This is a genomic window from Niabella ginsenosidivorans, assembly GCF_001654455.1.
GTDB classification, from domain to species: Bacteria; Bacteroidota; Bacteroidia; order Chitinophagales; family Chitinophagaceae; genus Niabella; species Niabella ginsenosidivorans.
Window position 1 is genome coordinate 2,275,857 of the sequence record NZ_CP015772.1, and the last position, 18,361, is coordinate 2,294,217.

The 18,361-nt window shown below is 43.7% G+C and carries 14 protein-coding genes; 1 reads left to right on the top strand and 13 read right to left on the bottom strand.

Features of this window, described 5'->3' with window-relative positions:
- Nucleotide 1: 1 nt before the first annotated feature.
- From A8C56_RS09545 to A8C56_RS09585, 9 genes are all read right to left on the bottom strand, one after another.
- A complete protein-coding gene (locus tag A8C56_RS09545; RefSeq protein WP_067755026.1) occupies nucleotides 2–376 on the bottom strand; it encodes a plasmid mobilization protein in 375 nt (124 codons plus the stop codon).
- A gap of 289 nt (nucleotides 377–665) precedes the next feature.
- Entirely contained in the window at nucleotides 666–998 is a 333-nt protein-coding gene (locus A8C56_RS09550) for a hypothetical protein (RefSeq protein ID WP_067755028.1), read from the bottom strand.
- 8 nt (nucleotides 999–1,006) lie between these two features.
- A complete protein-coding gene (locus tag A8C56_RS09555) occupies nucleotides 1,007–1,444 on the bottom strand; it encodes a hypothetical protein (RefSeq protein ID WP_067755031.1) in 438 nt (145 codons plus the stop codon).
- Between the two features lie 2 nt (nucleotides 1,445–1,446).
- Nucleotides 1,447–2,160, bottom strand: a complete 714-nt coding sequence (locus A8C56_RS09560; protein WP_067755034.1) for a P-loop NTPase family protein — start codon at nucleotides 2,158–2,160, stop codon at nucleotides 1,447–1,449.
- Nucleotides 2,161–2,207: 47 nt separating this feature from the next.
- Entirely contained in the window at nucleotides 2,208–3,146 is a 939-nt protein-coding gene (locus A8C56_RS09565) for a toprim domain-containing protein (RefSeq protein ID WP_067755037.1), read from the bottom strand.
- 72 nt (nucleotides 3,147–3,218) lie between these two features.
- Nucleotides 3,219–3,911 (bottom strand): nucleotidyl transferase AbiEii/AbiGii toxin family protein, encoded by a 693-nt coding sequence (locus A8C56_RS09570; protein ID WP_067755039.1) that lies wholly within the window; start codon nucleotides 3,909–3,911, stop codon nucleotides 3,219–3,221.
- Nucleotides 3,869–4,369: a DUF6922 domain-containing protein gene (locus tag A8C56_RS24105; protein ID WP_084490137.1), complete on the bottom strand. Its 501-nt coding sequence runs from the start codon at nucleotides 4,367–4,369 to the stop codon at nucleotides 3,869–3,871. The genes A8C56_RS09570 and A8C56_RS24105 overlap by 43 nt, the downstream gene beginning before the upstream one ends.
- 100 nt (nucleotides 4,370–4,469) lie before the next feature.
- The gene (locus tag A8C56_RS09580) at nucleotides 4,470–4,805 is read right to left on the bottom strand and encodes a helix-turn-helix domain-containing protein (RefSeq protein WP_067755041.1); all 336 of its coding nucleotides are present in this window, start codon (nucleotides 4,803–4,805) and stop codon (nucleotides 4,470–4,472) included.
- Nucleotides 4,806–4,911: 106 nt separating this feature from the next.
- A complete protein-coding gene (locus A8C56_RS09585) occupies nucleotides 4,912–5,616 on the bottom strand; it encodes a hypothetical protein (RefSeq protein WP_157097936.1) in 705 nt (234 codons plus the stop codon).
- 233 nt (nucleotides 5,617–5,849) lie between these two features.
- Between A8C56_RS09585 and A8C56_RS23875 the strand changes: the two genes are divergently transcribed.
- Nucleotides 5,850–6,971 (top strand): AbiH family protein, encoded by a 1,122-nt coding sequence (locus A8C56_RS23875; protein WP_071609331.1) that lies wholly within the window; start codon nucleotides 5,850–5,852, stop codon nucleotides 6,969–6,971.
- A 913-nt stretch (nucleotides 6,972–7,884) separates the two neighbouring features.
- Here the strand turns inward: A8C56_RS23875 and A8C56_RS09595 are convergent.
- The 4 genes from A8C56_RS09595 to A8C56_RS09610 form a co-directional block, all read right to left on the bottom strand.
- Nucleotides 7,885–10,443, bottom strand: coding sequence for an alpha-L-rhamnosidase-related protein (locus tag A8C56_RS09595; protein WP_067755046.1), 2,559 nt, complete (start codon nucleotides 10,441–10,443; stop codon nucleotides 7,885–7,887).
- 222 nt (nucleotides 10,444–10,665) lie between these two features.
- On the bottom strand, nucleotides 10,666–12,093 hold the full coding sequence (locus A8C56_RS09600; RefSeq protein WP_067755049.1) for a glycoside hydrolase family 30 protein: 1,428 nt from the start codon (nucleotides 12,091–12,093) through the stop codon (nucleotides 10,666–10,668).
- Nucleotides 12,094–12,121: 28 nt separating this feature from the next.
- Nucleotides 12,122–14,827 (bottom strand): family 78 glycoside hydrolase catalytic domain, encoded by a 2,706-nt coding sequence (locus A8C56_RS09605; RefSeq protein WP_169818760.1) that lies wholly within the window; start codon nucleotides 14,825–14,827, stop codon nucleotides 12,122–12,124.
- A gap of 227 nt (nucleotides 14,828–15,054) precedes the next feature.
- Nucleotides 15,055–18,348 carry a glycosyl hydrolase gene (locus A8C56_RS09610; RefSeq protein WP_084490139.1) on the bottom strand — a complete coding sequence of 1,098 codons (3,294 nt, stop codon included), beginning with the start codon at nucleotides 18,346–18,348 and terminating at the stop codon, nucleotides 15,055–15,057.
- Nucleotides 18,349–18,361: the final 13 nt, after the last annotated feature.

Here is an 18,361-nt window from a genome sequence, read left to right on the forward strand (position 1 = left end):
ATCATCTCAATCTGTTTTTAATTGCCTCTGCCAACTCCTTTAGTTGTTCAGCCAGTTGCCTTAATTCTGTGCGCTCAAAAGCGTTAAATGCCTGGGCGGCGTTGTTTTTATAGGCCAGTGAATTAACATTAGCTGCCAGGTGATTCAACTGCCCGGTGAACTCCAAAACGGCTGCGGGCAACGTTTTCTGCCGGGTTTCAATATGACTGTTAAAAGCCGCCTCCCGTAAAAATTCTGAAACAGTGAGCTGTACTTGTTTGGCTTTTGCTTCAATTATTTCCCGCTCCAGTGCGGTACAAGCCACCCGCAAACGATAGCTGCGTTTAACTGATTTCTTTGGCCTACCGCCTTTGTTTTTTTCATTTGGTGTATTCATATAATATTAATTTTAGAAGGTGATAACCGCGCCTTGCGCCCCCATGAATACTGCCCCAAAGCGGCATGAATGGGCCAGCTGTTCGAAGTGGGCGAGGTTACGAGCCCACGAGAACATAGCTGGCTCCCGAAAAATCATTATTCATAATTGGATCAAACAGGCTTAGATCCGTAGGATTAAACGCGAATGATCTTAATTAAATGTGTTGAAGCCTATTCAGACTTATTGCTGGTGCATCAACGCTTATATACTGTGAAAGGAAATTGAACTACGCCTATCTATGGGCATTTTATAGTTCATTGATCCTTGGCTGTTTTTTGTCGGCTGAACTGGGTTTTGAAAAAGGAAATGTCTCCACTTTATTATTTACAGGTTCCACCTGAGCCGTTATTGCTCTGCTTTGCATTTTCTCCTTATCCTTCTTCCGCTGTTGTTGCAGCGCAGAATTAAGGCTGCTCAGATTTATTTTCTCCAGGGGAACGTCTAGTTCCCCTGCAAGCCACCGGCGAAAGCGGGCGGGCGTTTCCAGGAACGCCATTTGCTCCCGGTATATTTCCAGTATTTTCCGGTACACACCATACCCATTATCCAGCAAATCTTTTCTTATAAATTCTTTGTACATACTTTTAGCTATTTAATTCGCTTTCCGGGTTTCTTTTCGATGGTGCCAATACCCGACTTGTCAATTACCTTTTGCGCTGCTTCGTAATGCTCTTTGTACCAAATAAGAGCTTGCTGGGTTTCCAGCTGCTTTTTATCGTTGTTCAGGCTAGTGAAGTAAACAAGCGTCGCCGCTATTACCGCCAGGCAAAGGCCCAATCCCCACTGGCCCATGCCGTGCCAGAATGCCTGCCACCGGGGATGATTCGGGTCTACCTGTAACGCTTTCTTTGATTGCTGCACTTCCATTACTATTTCCCCCTGTGTTTTATTCATCACTACAAACTGGCCTTTCATTTCCAGGAGCAGAACAACAAGAATAGTAAGGGCAGTTTCATCTAGCTCAACACCATACTTAAGTGCGATCTGCAGCCGGAGTTTCTTTAAATCAATCCTGGACTCTGGCATAGTCAAATTTTTGATAATTCTTTCAGCATTTTTATCTTTTCAATAAACTGGAAAGCTTCCATTCCTTTGCCTTCGCTGATCTTCTGCAGAATGCTCCGGTGCGGAGCTGTGGTGATATCAAAGTCTCCATATAATTTAACAGCGCTTACATTGTTTTCTTTCGCTGCCCCAAAAGCCATCAACTCTTTAATAAGGCCCGGCGTTCCCGCAAAACTGCTTTCATTGATATACAGGTTCACTCCAAAAAAACCTCTATTCAGTAAAACAATTTTTTGGAGGTAATGCGTGCAAGGTTCATAGGCGCTGCCCCCGGCAATAACAACATTGAAAATAAATTGAGCATTCAATTCATCCTGCACGTCTTTAAATTCTTCGATAGTATAATCTTTATAAAACAAGGATGGTAGTTGATCGCTCTCCGGAGCGCCAAAGTCTAAGTAAAAACAGTCATAATCCTTTTGTGACAGTTCGTATAAATTTTCAAACAATAGCTGGCGATCCAGTTTCTCCCGGCTGTCCAGCAGGCTCATTGTTGCAAACCGGGAGGGCGTTTTTCCCTGGAGAAATCGTAGCTGTTGAAGGCTGGATTTTACAGAACTATCAAAGTCTACAAAATAAGACCGGTCATTATTTTGCTCTTTTAAGGCTTGCAGATAAGTGAGCATTGATTTGCCAGCGCCGCCCTTGGCCTGGATATTAAATTGAAATTGCTGCATTTTTAAATTTTTTGATTATAAAATTCATGTTGGGTAAAGGAATAGAATCAAATTCCCCGGCCTCTTGTCTGTCTTTGTTGTTCCTGTTGTCCGGCTCCGGCTATCAGCCAGGCATTCAGGTCGTCGAGGGATTTGTATAGATCACTTGCATCCGTATATTTTGCCGATCCCATTTCCTGATTCCAGGAAAGTGCTCTTTGTGTGTTTTGCCTGCCGGACAGATCCCTGTCTAAAAACAAGAATATTTTATTATGCTGCTCCATTAGGGCGCGGCTTTTTTCAAAAAAGGCAAGGGAATTAAGTACCAGGCAATTTGTAAACCCTGAACTGGTTTGAGGGCGGATTACCGCGAAGGATAGAAAGTTGAAAAATCCTTCGAATACATAAAGATCCTTTTTACTATTGTTAAAAAAAGTGATGTCTTTAGGTGCAGCGCTGCCCTTAAAATGGGCGTTCCGTAATTCATAGCCACCAGCACTATTGGGGAAACCGATGGCATAAAATTTTTTATCACCCAACTCATACTGTACTTCCCTGCAATAGGCCTGCGCAATTTTAACCGGTATTTTTCGCTGTTCCAGATAACTGATAAGTGGAGGGGACTGTATAGGTCCGGTTGTTACAATCTTGATCTTTTTCTTTTCATCGGGAAAAGGCGCAGCACTGAAAAGCGGGAAGGCCTGTAAGGAGCCTCGGTGAAAAGAAAGAAATTGTTCTAATTTGCTCAATGCCTCCGGTACACTGCAACCGTGATACAGCATACACAGGTCTATAACACTACCACCTTTGCCAATGGCATGATCATACCACAGATTTTTTTGCCGATCCACCTTAAAAGATGGCGTATTTTCATTTCTACCGGGCAGCGGCGACAGATACCAATACTGTTGATTGCGACTCATTTTTTTGTCCGGGTGATGGCCCAGGGAAGCCAGGTAATCGACCAGGTCGATTTGCTTAACGTATTCCCAGTTATTACTTGTCATATTTTTGGTGATTTTATTATTAAAAAAAGGGGACGGCCGGGTATTAATGGCGATAACAATCCCGAATCAGGGCTACATGCGGAAGCCTCTTTTCTTTTCGGGTGGATCGTTCCGGATACGATTTTGCTTCATGGCTGGGAAGATTTTTTGAGTAAATTCGAGTGCCTCTTGCAGTCGCTGTTTGGTTGCTTCCCAATTGAATGACAAATAGGATAACCGTATTTCATCATTTAAATTGACCCCAGATGTATCTGTTAGGGCCATGCGTGCCACAGCCGCCCTGGAATGAGGAGAATATTTTTCTTCGTATGCGGCATACATTTCTGCCAACGGCATTTTCTCCAGCAAAAAACAGATATCTACAAAATCTTTTAATCGGCTTCCACTTCGAACGATAGCGTGAAGTTTCATTGCAGCAATATCTGATAGTGACATTATTCTAATGCCGTCTATTTGATTATGGGGAGATACTTCAGGATAAGGATGGGTAATAAGATCTACTTTGACCTGGTCAATAAAACAAATCAGGCTACTTTCCCGCGGTTTCACTTCCTCTGCATAGTATACTGATTTTAGGTGATTGGCGATTAAGGCTGCATCAAATGAATCAAAAGCAAATAAATCGATATCAACCGACAAGCGGTGGCCAATTGTAAGTGCAAGTGCCGTACCGCCTACCAACAAAAAATCATTAAGTTGGGGATCGGCCATCAGCCGTTTGATTAAAGCCAGGGTATTTTCTGAGACAGTTTGCGTTTGTAACATAGCATGTCCTCTTTATTCAGGTTAAAGAATAAAGAAGCTTCATCTATGCACTCATCTGGCAAAAAGGTGATGCGTTCCTTCAGGAAGTTAATAATGGTGTCTTTACTATAATAGCGGACAAGTTCATCCCAGTGTTTGGCAGACCCGCGTTCAAGCACCCGTTGTATTACAGTGCTGGCGTTTGCCATCCAGTCGATCCTGTCGTAATTAAATTCCCAAAAAAACATACGCGGAAAATCCGGTTTAGGAGCAGATACGATCGCTTTTTTTTCGATATAAACTGCTTCATCTTCAAAAACGGTTTTTCCGAAAGCAAGAGCATCCGCCAGTATTGACAAGTCATATCTCGGGTAGCTGGCTGCAAAAACTTCCAAATTGTCGAAAATTTCGACATGATTTTTTTGTTGCTTCCAGCGTACCAGATACACTTCCTTTTTACTAATGCTGCTGTTGCTCATTTCGTATATCCAAATTTACTCAAATTAGTGGATAAAGCCTCTTTTTGAAATTTGATTATGAATTAAAGATTTGATTGTCAGTAGGTTTGGCGTAAATCCCTTAAGGTGGGGCGACATCTGGCTGTAATAATTCCTGTATGTCGTTCCAAAGGAAGTAAACCCTTGAACGGATCTTATAGGGTTTGAGCTTTCCATGTTTGATCCAGTCGTAAATAGTAGGCTTGGTAACCTGGAATAGCTGACAGACCTCACCAATTTTATAGAGTGGTTTGTAGGTCAGCCCAGAGGTGTTATAATTGGTAGCTGGTGGGGGGCGTTTTTCTAACTGTCCGATTTCCTCGCGTATCAACGCGCGTAATGTCTGCCAGAACTGTTCTGGGTCAACGGGGAACAGCATTGGTGTTGCAGACTGCACACCATTTCCATTATTTTTCATTTTAACTGATTTAATCAGCTAAAGTGGTTTTATGGAAAGTGGAATATGGGCTAAGTATACTTGTTTCTAGCTAAAAAGTGCTTTTCTGATGCTTTTCGTGGAATTATTAGTGTTGGAGGAATTTTTGTTCCAATTCTTTTAACAATCTTATGCCTTCTGAGAACTGCATTGTTTCTAAGATCGTAAAGGCCTCATTAAAATTTTTGCCTACCTCAACACGGCCCCGAGGGTCCAGTTTTTCACGTTTTTCCTTTTTGAACACCAGATCAAGATCGGTTCGCATACTTTTAGTAGCTACCCCAAAGATTCTGGAGAGCAGGACGGCGCATTTATCATTAGGAGAAAGGTAGTTTACCTTGCCAGCTTTGTCCAATACATAGAAAAGAAGAAGCAATGTCCGGTTGTCAGGCTGATCTTTTTTACATTTTGCCATCCAGGCCCGTTCTTCATTTTGATAGGTAGCTATTACGGTTTCCAGATTAGGGAGAAATTCGCGATTAAAAATGGGCAGATAAAGAAGCGGGAATAAAGGGATGCTTACGACAATAGCAGCTAATACAGAAGTTGAGAAATAAGCAACATTTGGCTGGCTGTTAAAAAATGAAGTAATGAACGTTGCAAGCCCTAATAATAGTAAGAAATGGATGGTTGCATTGCCCCAATAATCTGTTATTAACATTCGGCGGGTAGCCCTGGCCGGCCATGTTTCACGGATATCTAACCGTTGTTGATGAGTTTTGTAAAATGATTTGGAAATGTGATCGTAATCTACAGGGCGTTCGAATGCGAAAATAGAAAGTACCTTCTTCATAATCTTTTAGTGTTTTTAGGTAAAATAATAATATGATTAGCAGTATAAATTTACTGAAATATCATATCCAATCCAAGAGACTATTTCCTGCACTTTATATAAAGGCGGTCTGGTGGTACAAGCTGGTTAATACTCAATAAAACCGGTAAGAAATGCATGGTTAGAAAGGTTTAAGAAAAAAGTAACGTAATTTTATAAGACTAACGTTACGAGTTAGTTATGAAATTTTAAATATGAATAAGCTGATACTAATAGGGAATGGCTTCGATCTGGCGCATGGGATGAAGACCAGTTATAAGGATTTTTTATTGAATCTTTTGCGAACCTGTGTAAACGAAGCTCTGGATAATGGGATTCATTCAAGCTCCGATTTTAAGATAAAAAGTAAAATCGGTTTTTACGAGAAAGAAGACATTAAGGCCGTCATTAATAGTCCCGAAAGCTGTGAAACGGTGTTTAATGCTTTTGCTGTAGACGACGTTTTGGTTTCTACAAGTGGCGAAAAGCCCCAGAAGGAGTTTGATGCGCAGTGCCTGAACCCGGTATTAAGAAAAGCAATAAACTCTTGTTTTAAATTGGGGTGGGTCGATATTGAACAAATATATTATGATGAACTGATACACATTGCATCTTCTGATGCCGGTAGCTATGATAAAAAACTAAACACATTGAATAGCGGTATTGAAAGCATAAAAAAGAGCCTGCATAGCTACCTGAAAGGACTGCCGAAACCTATCCATAATAAATTTATGTATGATGTTTTTGCAGCGCCTTTTAGTGAATCAGAGTTTCTAACCGATTCTCCAGATCTTAATAAATGTGATCATATTCTTATGCTTAACTTCAATTACACGTATACCCCTGACCTTTATATTCGGGATCTGGTTCCGCAGTTTGAGAACAATCCGTTGGTTGATTCTATTCATATTCATGGGGAATTATATAAAGATGAAAACCCGCTAATCTTTGGATTTGGGGATGAGATGGATGATCATTATAAAATTTTAGAGAAAAAGAACGATAATAGGTTCCTTGACAATATGAAGTCCTTTGGTTATTTTAGAACAGACAACCTTCGTAAACTATCACGATTTTTAATGGAAGGTGAATACCAGGTTCAGATAATGGGGCATTCATGTGGGCTATCTGACCGGGTGATGCTAAATGGTATATTTGAGCATGATAACTGCCGGTCGATTAAGATATTTCATCGTCGCAAAGGAAGTCCTTTTGAGGAGACCAACTATAAAGAACTAACGCAAAATATATCCCGCCACTTCAATAAAAAACAAAGAATGAGGGATTGGGTTGTCCCTTATAGGCCAGACGACTTTTTACCGCAAGTGGTCTCTTAAGACTTTTACCTGCATATGCTGAGTACTATATTAAAAGAAGCGTAACTTTATAGCGTCAACGTTAAGCGTTATAAAGTGCAGTAAGATTTGTGAAATTTAGCTCTTAGAAGTAGACTAAAAGTAGACCTCAAAAAGATCATAGCTGATTTTCAGTGGATTATGGACGGATGACTTATCCCGTCCGGTCCGCAAAAAAGGATTATCAGCAATGATGATCCTTTTTGCTTTTTACCCTACTTTACTTTTAAGGGGCTGACTTTCAAATTCTCATAACAAAACACTCTGAGAATCCTTACTACCTTTAAAACAGCTTAACAATTTTAAAAAGTAGACCAAAATTTAGACTACCAAAGTCGATTAAAATTGTTCAGGTTATGCCCCTTCCGATTAAAGTAATTTGTCGTAAAAACAAAGCCCGCACTGGTGAAAACCGCCCCCGTTTACATTCAGTATTGCTGTGATGAAAAACACAAACCATTATTCGGAACAGATATCAAAATCCCATTTGTCTATTGAGATAAAAAAATCGCTGTATAAATAATCAACTTCCGTTGGAGCACGGTGATTATAAAGATCTCAATGACGAGTTGGTCAGGTTAAGGAAGATTGTTGAGGACATTGTTACTTATGCCAGGTTAAAGAAAATTCCAAACCAGAACCGGGCTGAATTTGCGAAGAAATATTTTTCTCCAGCTTTCGATATTAATGATACAGGGCTTAAATTAAACGCCATTGGAAAAACGATCAAGCATCTCCGGGTCTTTATTAAAGACCGGGTCAAACAAAGAATTATTAAGCCCATCGATCTGTCTGATTTTAAAATACCTGAGGAAGAAAGTGATGCTATATACCTTTCATATGAAGAAATAGCAAAAATTTATTTTAAACAGCTTCTGAGGATAGTATATTTATTTCATTTCTGGCCTTTCAGTATTATGCCCCGGCACCTATTTTCTTTAAGCGGTATTACATAATAGCCACCCGACCGTTTCAGTTCCCCTTTTATTTTTCCTGCTTTTACAAGCATTTCCCCGTTGAGTACCAGTGTAGCTCTTTCGCTCATTACTGGAATATACAATACAGGGGTTGCACCTTTGGGAGTATTTATACTGAAATGGAGAGAGCCACCTCCGTCTCTAAAGGTCCATTGTACGTCTGTTTTTCCAAATTCGGTCAGCACTGTTCCTTCTGCATGTTGTAGATCACCCAGGTTGGGTTTTATTATAAAACTGAGTTTTCCATTCTCTATTACCGTACGTACTCCTAACACAAAAGCGCTCATAAAATAAGCAGGGAACGCTGAAGATTCATGAACGGAAGCACCACCCCACCAGCCTTCAGATGTTGTTGCCGTCTCATACCGGGTCATGTGCCAGAAAGCATTCCGTATAAAATTCAGGGCAGTTTGCGACAGGTCTGTCCGTTGTTCCCGGTACAGTACGTCCAGCAAATAGCGGGAGGTATAAGGCCACCACAGCTCCATTTGCTGTTCTGTTGTTTTGTTAAAACTATTTAGCAGAAAATGCAGCACCCGCGCATGCCGGTCTGCCGGAACCAGGTTAAAATACAAAGCCATTAAAGCTGCGTGGTAATTGGGCGCTACGGTTTTACCCGGCTCAAGCGGGCCTTCATAAGGCAGGCTAAAACTCTTTGGGTTATCGGTCATTGCCTTCCCTTCATCGCTGAAGCTGGCGGCATTATAGGTTCCTGCTCTCTCATTCCATAGGTTGCTGTTATAGCTTTTGTATAACGCCACGGCTTCCGCTGCATATCGGTTAAACGCCTTTGCATCTCCCAGTACTTTTGCCATTCGGGCGATGGCCTGCAGCGAACCATAAATAAATGCGTTGATGGTTGCGCCCTCACATTGAACGTATTTTAAAGGGTTATCAAAGTAAATGAATTCACGGGCGTTGATGAGCCCGTTTGCTATTTTGCGGTTCAGGAAATAATCCATAGCACGTTGCAGCTGCCCCCATATTTGTTTAACGAACGCAATATCTCCGGTACGTTCATAGTACTCTACAGCCGCCTGTACCCACAGGCAGGAATAATCATCAATAACACCATGTGTATTGATTAATGGGTAAACAGATGGTCGCATGGGTTGCAAGCGACCGTCCGGAACCTGGCTATAACCCATATCCTGAATCATTTTCCGCAGCAGCCTCGCATCGCCAAAAGTATATGTTCCGTTCTGCTCTTTTGCTGCTAGGGCTACCCTTGCTACCGGAAAGCTCATTTTATAACCATCGGCAATCCATTGCGCCCTTTCACGATCTGCACAATCCACATAAGCATCTTCGCTGCAGGCTTCTACCGTGTTCACACAAACCTTCCACAGCGTATTCAACAGTGTATCATTGCTAGTAAAGGATCCCATCCGTTCATAAGGATAACTGCGTTCCGTTATTGCTACAGACTTAAGACGGATTTTTCCGGAAAGCACTTTAATGACCAGATATTTGAATCCATGCGTATCTCCGCCCATATAGCGCTGAAAGCCTTTTTTAGCAATATACCGGTCTTCTGGATGCGGAATAAATGAAACGATCAGCGGTTGTTTTTTATGATCATAAAAAAGTGTTGCATGCCCTACCTGTAATGAAGCACCTTCTTCAGCATCCAGCTCCAGCAGATGATAGGCCTGTCTTACTTTTCCGATATCAATTACCAGTTCACTCCCCGCTTCCATTTCCAGCGGTAGCAGCGCCCGTAACGACTGTACTGAGTCATGCACATTAGCGCCGGTAGTTTGCTGAACCACGCGGTCGGGTACCAGGGTCTGCTCTTTCAGCAGGGGAATCAACCGGGGACTGAGTTTGCCCCAGCTACTGCCGCTGATCTTCCGGGCATGTTCCCATTTTTCGTCATTGTATCCGGCCACTGACCAATCGCCATCGCTCAGCCGGGCATCAATATTATCAGGGACAGACGAATAGGAACCAGGAGAGGCTTTGTATTGCGTATTTTTATTAGCCGCCCATGTTTCATCTGTCCGCAACGAAAAAATAGTTCCATTTGTAAAATCAATATTCAACGCTGCAGTAAGCCCGGGAGTATGTTCCATCATCCGGGCGTTCTGTTCATTCCATTCTGTAAAGCTGTCCACCGCATAGTAATGCACCAGAACAGCTATGGCATTTTTGCCTTTATGCAGAAATGGTTTTATGTCCAGAATATCATATTGAGGCCCCTTGGGATCAAACCGCGCAGGGCCACGCTCCACATACTGACCATTGATCCAGATGATAAACCGGTTATCGGCAAATACCCTCAGTTGTGCTGCCGCAATATTTTCTTTTAAATTAAATGTTTTACGGAAAGCTACATATTGTTGCTCACCGGCTTTGGTAGCCTGCAGCCAAATAAATGATTCCTGTAACGCAGCCGCCTGTTTTTCCTCAGCCTGCTTTTGTCCGGCAAACACATTCAGCCAGCTGCATAAAAGCAATAAAATTTTAAAATTCATTTCAAACTAAAATAGGAGATCCCGGCAGGGTTGCTCTTTTTTTTACGAGTTTATTTTACAAATCTTTCTAAACCATTGCAACTCGGCAATCGCTTTTTTATTAATGGCATTTCTTACTACTCTCAAAATCCTCCCCTGCAAAATATACAGACCGATGCACAAAAGCTACCTTAAAAATATCAAAAACCGGTACTTTTATAGCATCCGCGCTTCAGATTGTGCTTACAGTTTGATGGTATTAAATGACTTGGGGGGCAATATTACAGAAAAGGATTGGTCACCAACTTTTATTACCCGCTTCATCTCTGTACTGGCTGTATTATACATAATCAGTACGTAGTTACCATCAGGATTCTGAAAGGCCAGTAAATCAGCAAATGTACCTGTTACCGGTAATAGCCGCGCGCCCGGAGTTACATAATGGCTGGCATGTTTCAGCAGGTAATACTCGTAAGTGTATTGATAGGTTTGCTCCTTCTTATTTACGGTTACCAGCGAATTCTGCCGCCATCCCCATCTACTTAATCCGCCCTCCTCAAGTGCAATATTCCAATAGTCGTAAACATTGGTGCCATTATTCAGATAGTGCTTCATCAGCTCCCAGGAATATTCAGCTCCCTGCCAGTCGTTTTTACCGTCGCCGCATTCCTGCTCCGTTTGATATAGAGTAAGATTAGGGTAACGCTGATGGATGGATGCAATTGCTTTTTTGCCAGCCCACTGAAAACCCACTCCTTTAATATACTTACTGCTTTCCGGATCCGAAAGCAGTGTGTCCACTAACGCAGGATTCGGACGCTCCATGGTTCCAAATAGCACTTCCACCCCAAGATCATGCATCTTTGGGCCAAGATATTTTCCCACAAATTCATTCAGGCCGGAAGCCAGCCAGGTACAGCTTGGGAATGGCTGACATGAATTAAATTCATTTTGCGGCATCACCATAAAAATGGGAATGCCCTCCCCCCGGTAAGCTTCTATGAATTTTGAAAAATACAACGAGTATGCTTTAAAATAGGCATCCTGCTGAATAAACATATTTACCCCTTCCCGGCGCACCTGTTCCGGTTTTATACCGTTTTGCCCTATATTCTCAAAGAATGAAGTATCCAACGGCTGGCAGGCATAATGCTTGTTATCTTTCATCCATGTGGGAGGGCTCCAGGGCGATGCCCAGAGTTTGAGACCGGGATTATATTCCCGGGCGGCTTTAATAAAGGGCACCAGAGTTTCCCTGTCATTGGCAATACTGAAATGCTTCATTTCAAAATCACCATCGGTTTCATTATAAGAATACCAATCTCGCGAAAAATCATTTGCCCCTACCGGCATGCGGCACACGGTAAGGTTAGCGCCTGTGCCAGGTTTAAAAAGTTCGCTGAATACAGCATCCCGGTCAGCAGGACGAAGCCCGCTGAGGGAGGTCCATCCCAGTTCATTAAAACAGGCGCCAAAACCATCAATCCGCTGAAGCGGCTGATGCACTGCTACTTCAGCATCCACTTTTGCCCCGGTAACTATTATAATTTTCCCCGGGTCCTGCCGTTGCCATTGTTGTTCCATAGTGGTACACACCCATTCCATATTCTTTTTCTCTTTACAGGCCGATAAAAGCGAAAGGGTGCAGAGGCCTAATAAAACTGTTTTCATTCAATGTTATTTTTTATGGTCAATAATTTTAATTTAAGGAATATTCAAATACATAATCACCTGAAGACATCAGCTTTTCGGGCTGGTTTTGCAACCGCACCCGTGCCACGGCTCCAAAAGGTATTGTAATTTTATAGGTCACCTGCCTGTTACCCTCTTTTTGCCAGGCACTTTTAACCCTGCCATAGGGTGTTTCCACGCTGGCTTTGCACCAGGTTACATTTTCCACAAGGTGTGGGCTGATGAGTACCGTATCATACCCGCTTACAGCTTCATTGATACCGGCTAACCCTTTGATGAAAAAGGCAGATATTCCGGTATAAGAGGTATGTATAACGGTGGAATTGGGCTGATCAATTTCCCACATCTCCGGGAAAGTAGTGGCGCCTTTTTTCAGAAAGTAACCATACCCGGGGTAGGTGTCCTTTTTTAGTATGCCTGCAATAAGATTGAAATATCCGGCTTCGCTGAGAACGGTTTTATAAAATGGGTAACGCCCAAAGCTACCGATATTGAGGTATCCCTGGCTTTTTAACAGATGCTGCAAATGGGCATTTACCCTTTCCCGTAAACTATCTGGTACAATACCGGCATACAATGCAAAAGCCGTACGCACCTGGTCGCCATTTAAATAAGTTCCCGTTTCGGGCTTATAATATTGCCGGTGCAGCGCCTGCCTAAGCGCATTCAGGGTTTGGGCGTATTGCTGCACATCGGCACTGCGACCCTCCAGGGTTGTAGCAATCCGGATCATGAAATCGAGAGTCATGGCATAAGCACAGTTATTAAAAAACAGGGCCTCCGCTGTTTCCGCATACTCAAAAATCGGCCCCGGGCTCACCCATTCTCCCAGAAAATATCCGCCAAACTGATAGCGCGTCAGCATAGAATCCTTTGTGTGCCTGCTTAAAAAAGCCAACCATCGCTGCCCTACAGGATAGGCTGCTTCCAGTATTCTTTTATCACCATATATCCGGTAATGCTCCCACGCTGTATTGAGTATGGCAGTACCGTTTAGCACGCTTCCGTACATGTCACTGATCTGCGGTGCTACATTATTGATGAACCCGTTGGGCAACTGAACATCAGCCCAGTCCCGCACGTTCTTTACATAATAAGCAGCGGCATTAAAACAGGGTAATCCCAGCCCCCACATTGTCTGATAGGCTCCTTCGGGGCCATATCCTAACCGCTCCCGGTTGGGACAATCCACCGTTACCCCTTCTGTATGGCACATCTGGTAGGTATACTTGTCCATTGCAAAAATCTTATTGAAAAGGCTATCAGAGCATTCAAATGTTGCCGTAGCTTCGGCGGCAGAGGATACCTCCAGCCCCTGTATGTCCTTTAAATGAGGAGCCTGTCTGAGGCCCCTGAAATGAATATACCTGCCTCCAAAAAAATTAAACCGGTTCCGGAATATTTCTCCGCCGCGCCCTGCCGCAATGTAGCGCTGTTGCTGCTTTTGCTCTTCAATTACTTTATTGCCTATTCCATAGGTAGCCCCAACCAACCGGGGATTGGTATCGCGCATGGAAACCATTATTGCTACAGTGTCTCCCCCGCGTAGGCCTTTGAAGCCCGCCTGCAGGAAACCGGTAAATTCTTTGCCCATATCTACCCTGTAAATAGTATCATGCCGCTCAGGGTCAATGATCCGGGAAATGGTTTTGGCCGCAATGGTATCTATTATTTCTGAAGGGTCCGTCATCTGTGCAGAAAGCGTTACCGAATCGCCCGGCGGGTAATTTACAACATGTTGCCAATTGCTTGTATCAACATCCGGCAGCATCCATTGATCAGTATACGCCCTTCCATCAACCAGTTCTCCTCCCATGTCCATAAAATCAAATCGTCCGCTGTTTTTACTATAGCTCTCCTTGCACAGCCAGGTTGTGTCTGAAAACAGTGAAAACTGATTTCCATAAACCTGTACCCGTATGGCCTGACTGGTCCTTTTTGCAAAATAATTATTCCTGCTCCATCCAGGACCGTAGTAAATGGCTATAGCATTCTGTCCCTTTTTTAAAAAGCGGCTGATATCATAGGTAACATAAAATACCCGTTTATCCAGGCGGGATATGGCAGGCGCCAATACCCTGTTATCTGCTTTCTGTCCGTTAACATACAACTCATGATAGCCTATGGATGCCACATACGCAAAAAAATGACCAGGCATTTTTTCATTGGGCAATACAAAATTTTTCCGGAACCAGATATGACTTTCTTTGGGTGCGGAGGGATGTTTGATCCAGGTGCCCAACCATTGCTGCCTGATTAACCCTGTTGAAAAACGGCCCGGCTCACTCCAAACAACAGCGCTCCCGTTTCCAGAAGAAACCCCAACTTTCCAATAATAGGTTGTGTTGGGTTGCATGAAGCCCGCAGGAACAAAGCAAAAAGGTTGATGACCCCTTATGAGCCCGCTGTTCCAGATTGTTTTTTGCTGCCGCAACCCCTCCGGAGTATTGGAAAGCACAACCTGGTAAGCAACCTGTCGTGTATCTTTTCCCCTCCCATTTACTTTCCAGCTCAGGCGTGGGGAAAACTTTTCAAAGCTTATTGCTGGGCCCTGCTGATAGGGATCATCAATACCCAGAGGTTCCTTCAGGTATTCGCAACGCAGCTCATAAATCCGTACCACTTCAGCAGGTTTACAGGCTGCAAGAAAACAATAAAAGAAGAACAGTCCGCCTATAACCCATCGTTTACTGGTAGAGATATATTGATTCATCCTAATCATTTTTATCCGATATTTTTGAGTTTACTTTTTTATACAACGGTCGCATCCCTTTAACACGGGTGCATAACATTTTGTGATTGGAGCAGGCTACTAAAAGGTTTCTTGATTACTTTTTAGTCAATCCCGGCAAAAGGCCACGGTTCGTGTCATCACGAACCAAAAAAATGTTATGTACCCCTTTAATATTGCCATAATAAACAGCGTCCTCATATCTTTATTTATTCTGCCAGAATGCTAACCTTCCCAGTAATGCCTGATTCCTGTAAAGGCGCGTTAGCCGCAGGACCCTGGTGAATCTGTAGCCTACGCTCCTTTTGGGGCAAATTCAGATCGCCAATGATGCGGTTTCCCCAGGTGTTTACCACTTCCACTTCCAGATCATTTTCACCTTCTTTAATAAATGGCAGGATGTTTACACGATAAGGATAGGCCCATACGCCGCCCGCGTACTGCCCGTTGATCTTTACTTTTGCCATCATACCCACCTTTTCAAAATCAATCCACAGCTTCCTAAAGGATTTAGTGCGTTGAAGAGCTGCAATTTTAAACCGGTTCTTATAAACAGCCGTGCCTGAATAATGTTTTATTTTCGGGTTGCTGCTTTCCGACCAATCCTGCAATTCTTTAAACAGAACCGCTTCAGTGGGTCCGCGATGAATACTGTCCGACATAAATTGTACGGTCCAGGGGGTTATTATCTCACTGATGAACTTCGGTTCCGGAAAATTTTCCTGCACAGACCGTTCTTCCGTTGCTTGCACCATTGGCTTCCCGGATCTCCGGAACACAATAAAAGCACTGCCGGATGGTTCCAGTTGCAAGGGAACCAGGGTAGTTGCATCGGCCTGCGTAAAGGCCTTCAAACAGCGGGTATCCCCTGTTAAAGTATTCCAATATTCCGGTTGTTTTTGAGCCACCCTAAACTGCGCATTGAACTGAATGCGCTGATTGCTCTGATTGCTCAGGAAATAGATGTCCGTATCACCTATTTTGCGATGGGTGTAGTGTACGGGCACACTGTCTTTCAGCAATAGATCGGGTGGCAGATTCAGTTGCTGAAAAACCTTTTCCAAAGACGTTTGTGTATATATTTTTCCCTTGCCATATCTATGTTCTTTTTCCGTCTTTGCGCCCCATATTTTTTTTGAAAGCGCTTGTACTTTCTGATCAGCATGCGGGTAATTCTGCAAGCTAGGCGAAACCCAGGGAGGCGCTCCTATTACTAATAACCCGGCTTCGATCAATTGCCCGATTTTTTCTAAAATTTCAGGACGCATGGTGGTTTGCGGGGGCAATACCAGCACCCGGTATTGTGTTCCATGTGGCAGAACAAGCTTACCGTCCTTTACCTGAGCCGAATGCAGCAGCACTTCTGCATTAATAAAATCATAATGATACCCCGCGGGAATTTCCGGCGCAACAATGCCATCCATTTTGGGGGCGTCTTCGCCAATATAATAGGCTACATCAGCCACGTTCAACCCCTGCTGAAGCATAAAGCTGCAACGGCGCAAATAAGTAGTAAACAGATCTATTTGTGAGAACCAGGCATTCTTCCTGTTAAACTCCATATTATACCAGGCGTCAACACCGGGGAAAATGTTATCAGCCTGCTGCTGGATGTATACATGAAGCATAAAGGCATTCACTCCTTCCGCCATTGCCCAATCGCCTTTCTGTTTAATTGCTCCGGGATATACGGTATAATGCGGACCCGAGCCGGTAAATGATTCTGCCCATACCTGTGGCTTGCCATAAGTATGCGCAGCAGATGAAGCACAGCGGATCTCTACTTTGCCCAGATAATCGCCCAGCCAGAATTCACCCCCTACCTGATCCGACTGTCCTCCATAATTAAGAAACTCACCTGCAAACCCCCAGGTGCCGTAATTTTCAAGCCATGTTTTGAGACCGTTTTCATTCGCTTTTCGTGTAATTGTTCCTATATACTGATGGGCCATGCGGTCGGCAACCATGCGCCGCATATCCCAAAGAAAACGATTGGAAAGCGCGGGGCTGCCTATAGGATACCCATAATAGGCAGGCAGATAGGGTGTTGGATCATACCCATATTGCTGCCGGAAAAGGTCAATAAAATCATCGGTAAAGTTTTGCCCGCCCTTCTCATAACTATCCAACACCACCAGCCGGAACGTTTTGCGGTCTTCTGCCGGAATGCGCTTGAGGATCTTTCCGATATACGAATCAAAATGATATTCCGCCAGTTTGCCGCTCATTTTGTCTACTTCAAGCCCCGTAGCTCCCTTTGGGGAAGGAGAGTTTTGTAACCCTGTAGGCAGCATGCCTGTACGGAGGATGACCCATTTTCCCGATGGTACTTTCCAGCGGAGGGTGCCATCGGGTGCAAGATGGTCAGAAATATCAATCACCTGCCGCGGCTGTACGGCACCCGCCGCATCTGTTGTTTGAAAATCCCACATATAGGCATCCCAGGGCGGGGTAAAACTGTTAAACATCTTGGCAAAGGTCTTTTCCGGAAAACGCTCAATAACGGGCGCCGCAGTAAGCGTAAAGCCGCTGATCAATCCTTCACTGCCCGAATTCCTAAAAAGGATTCTGTACGCCCTGGCGTTTACAGTTGCAAAGGATACTACCACAGGCGAGTTGGGGATAAAGCCCCGCATCAGCCCATCTACCACACGGTCTATTTTAAAAGTGCTGATCGTTTTATAAACCTGGTCATCCCCTAAATACTGTAGCTCCGCATCACAGCTGATCCTGCCCCGGATGGCAATTGTCAAGCTGCGGGCGGTCATTTTCTGAGGCAACTCTAGCATTACACTTGCTGTTTCATTTTGCGGCAGCTGATATAAGGTATCCTTATTTTCAAGCTGCTGTTTTATATTCCCGGAAAAAGAAATACGGGCTTTGTTCTCATCAAAAAGATTCCGGAAAAGGTGCGGGTCAATGGGAAAAGCAATGACCTTAACATCCTGAAAATCGGCCGGATGAGCCTGGTAGGATTCATTGCTCCACCCAATATTTTCGATGCTCGGAATATCTTTGGATGTAATAGGAATTTTTTCCGAAAATAAAGTGGGTCCGGTCACCTGGCGCTCCACTGCAGCCAAATAACGCATGGCCTGGTTGTTTTTTATCCACGGGCCGCCCGACTGGCTCCATCCCGGGCAATTAAACAGCCCGATTTCAATATCAAGATCGGAGGCTGTTTTTAATGTTGTGTGCAACAGCTCCCACCATTGGTCCGACATAAATTTGAGCTCATCGCCACCACCGGTCATACCAATAAAAGCACGCGTAATTCCAGCGCGTTTCATCGCTTTTAAATCGGCAATCACCCCCTTTTTGGTAACGGTTTTATCAATCCAGTACCAGTAACAGCCCAGTCGCACATCCCGTGGCGGTTTTCTGAAACCCGCTTCGAGTGCAGCAGTATCCCTATTACTAACAACGCTGTCCCCGAAACGGTTTGTAAAAGCGCTTAAGAAAAGCAGGGGCAAAAAAATAAAACTCAATCCTGTTTGCTTCATTATTGTTCTTTTT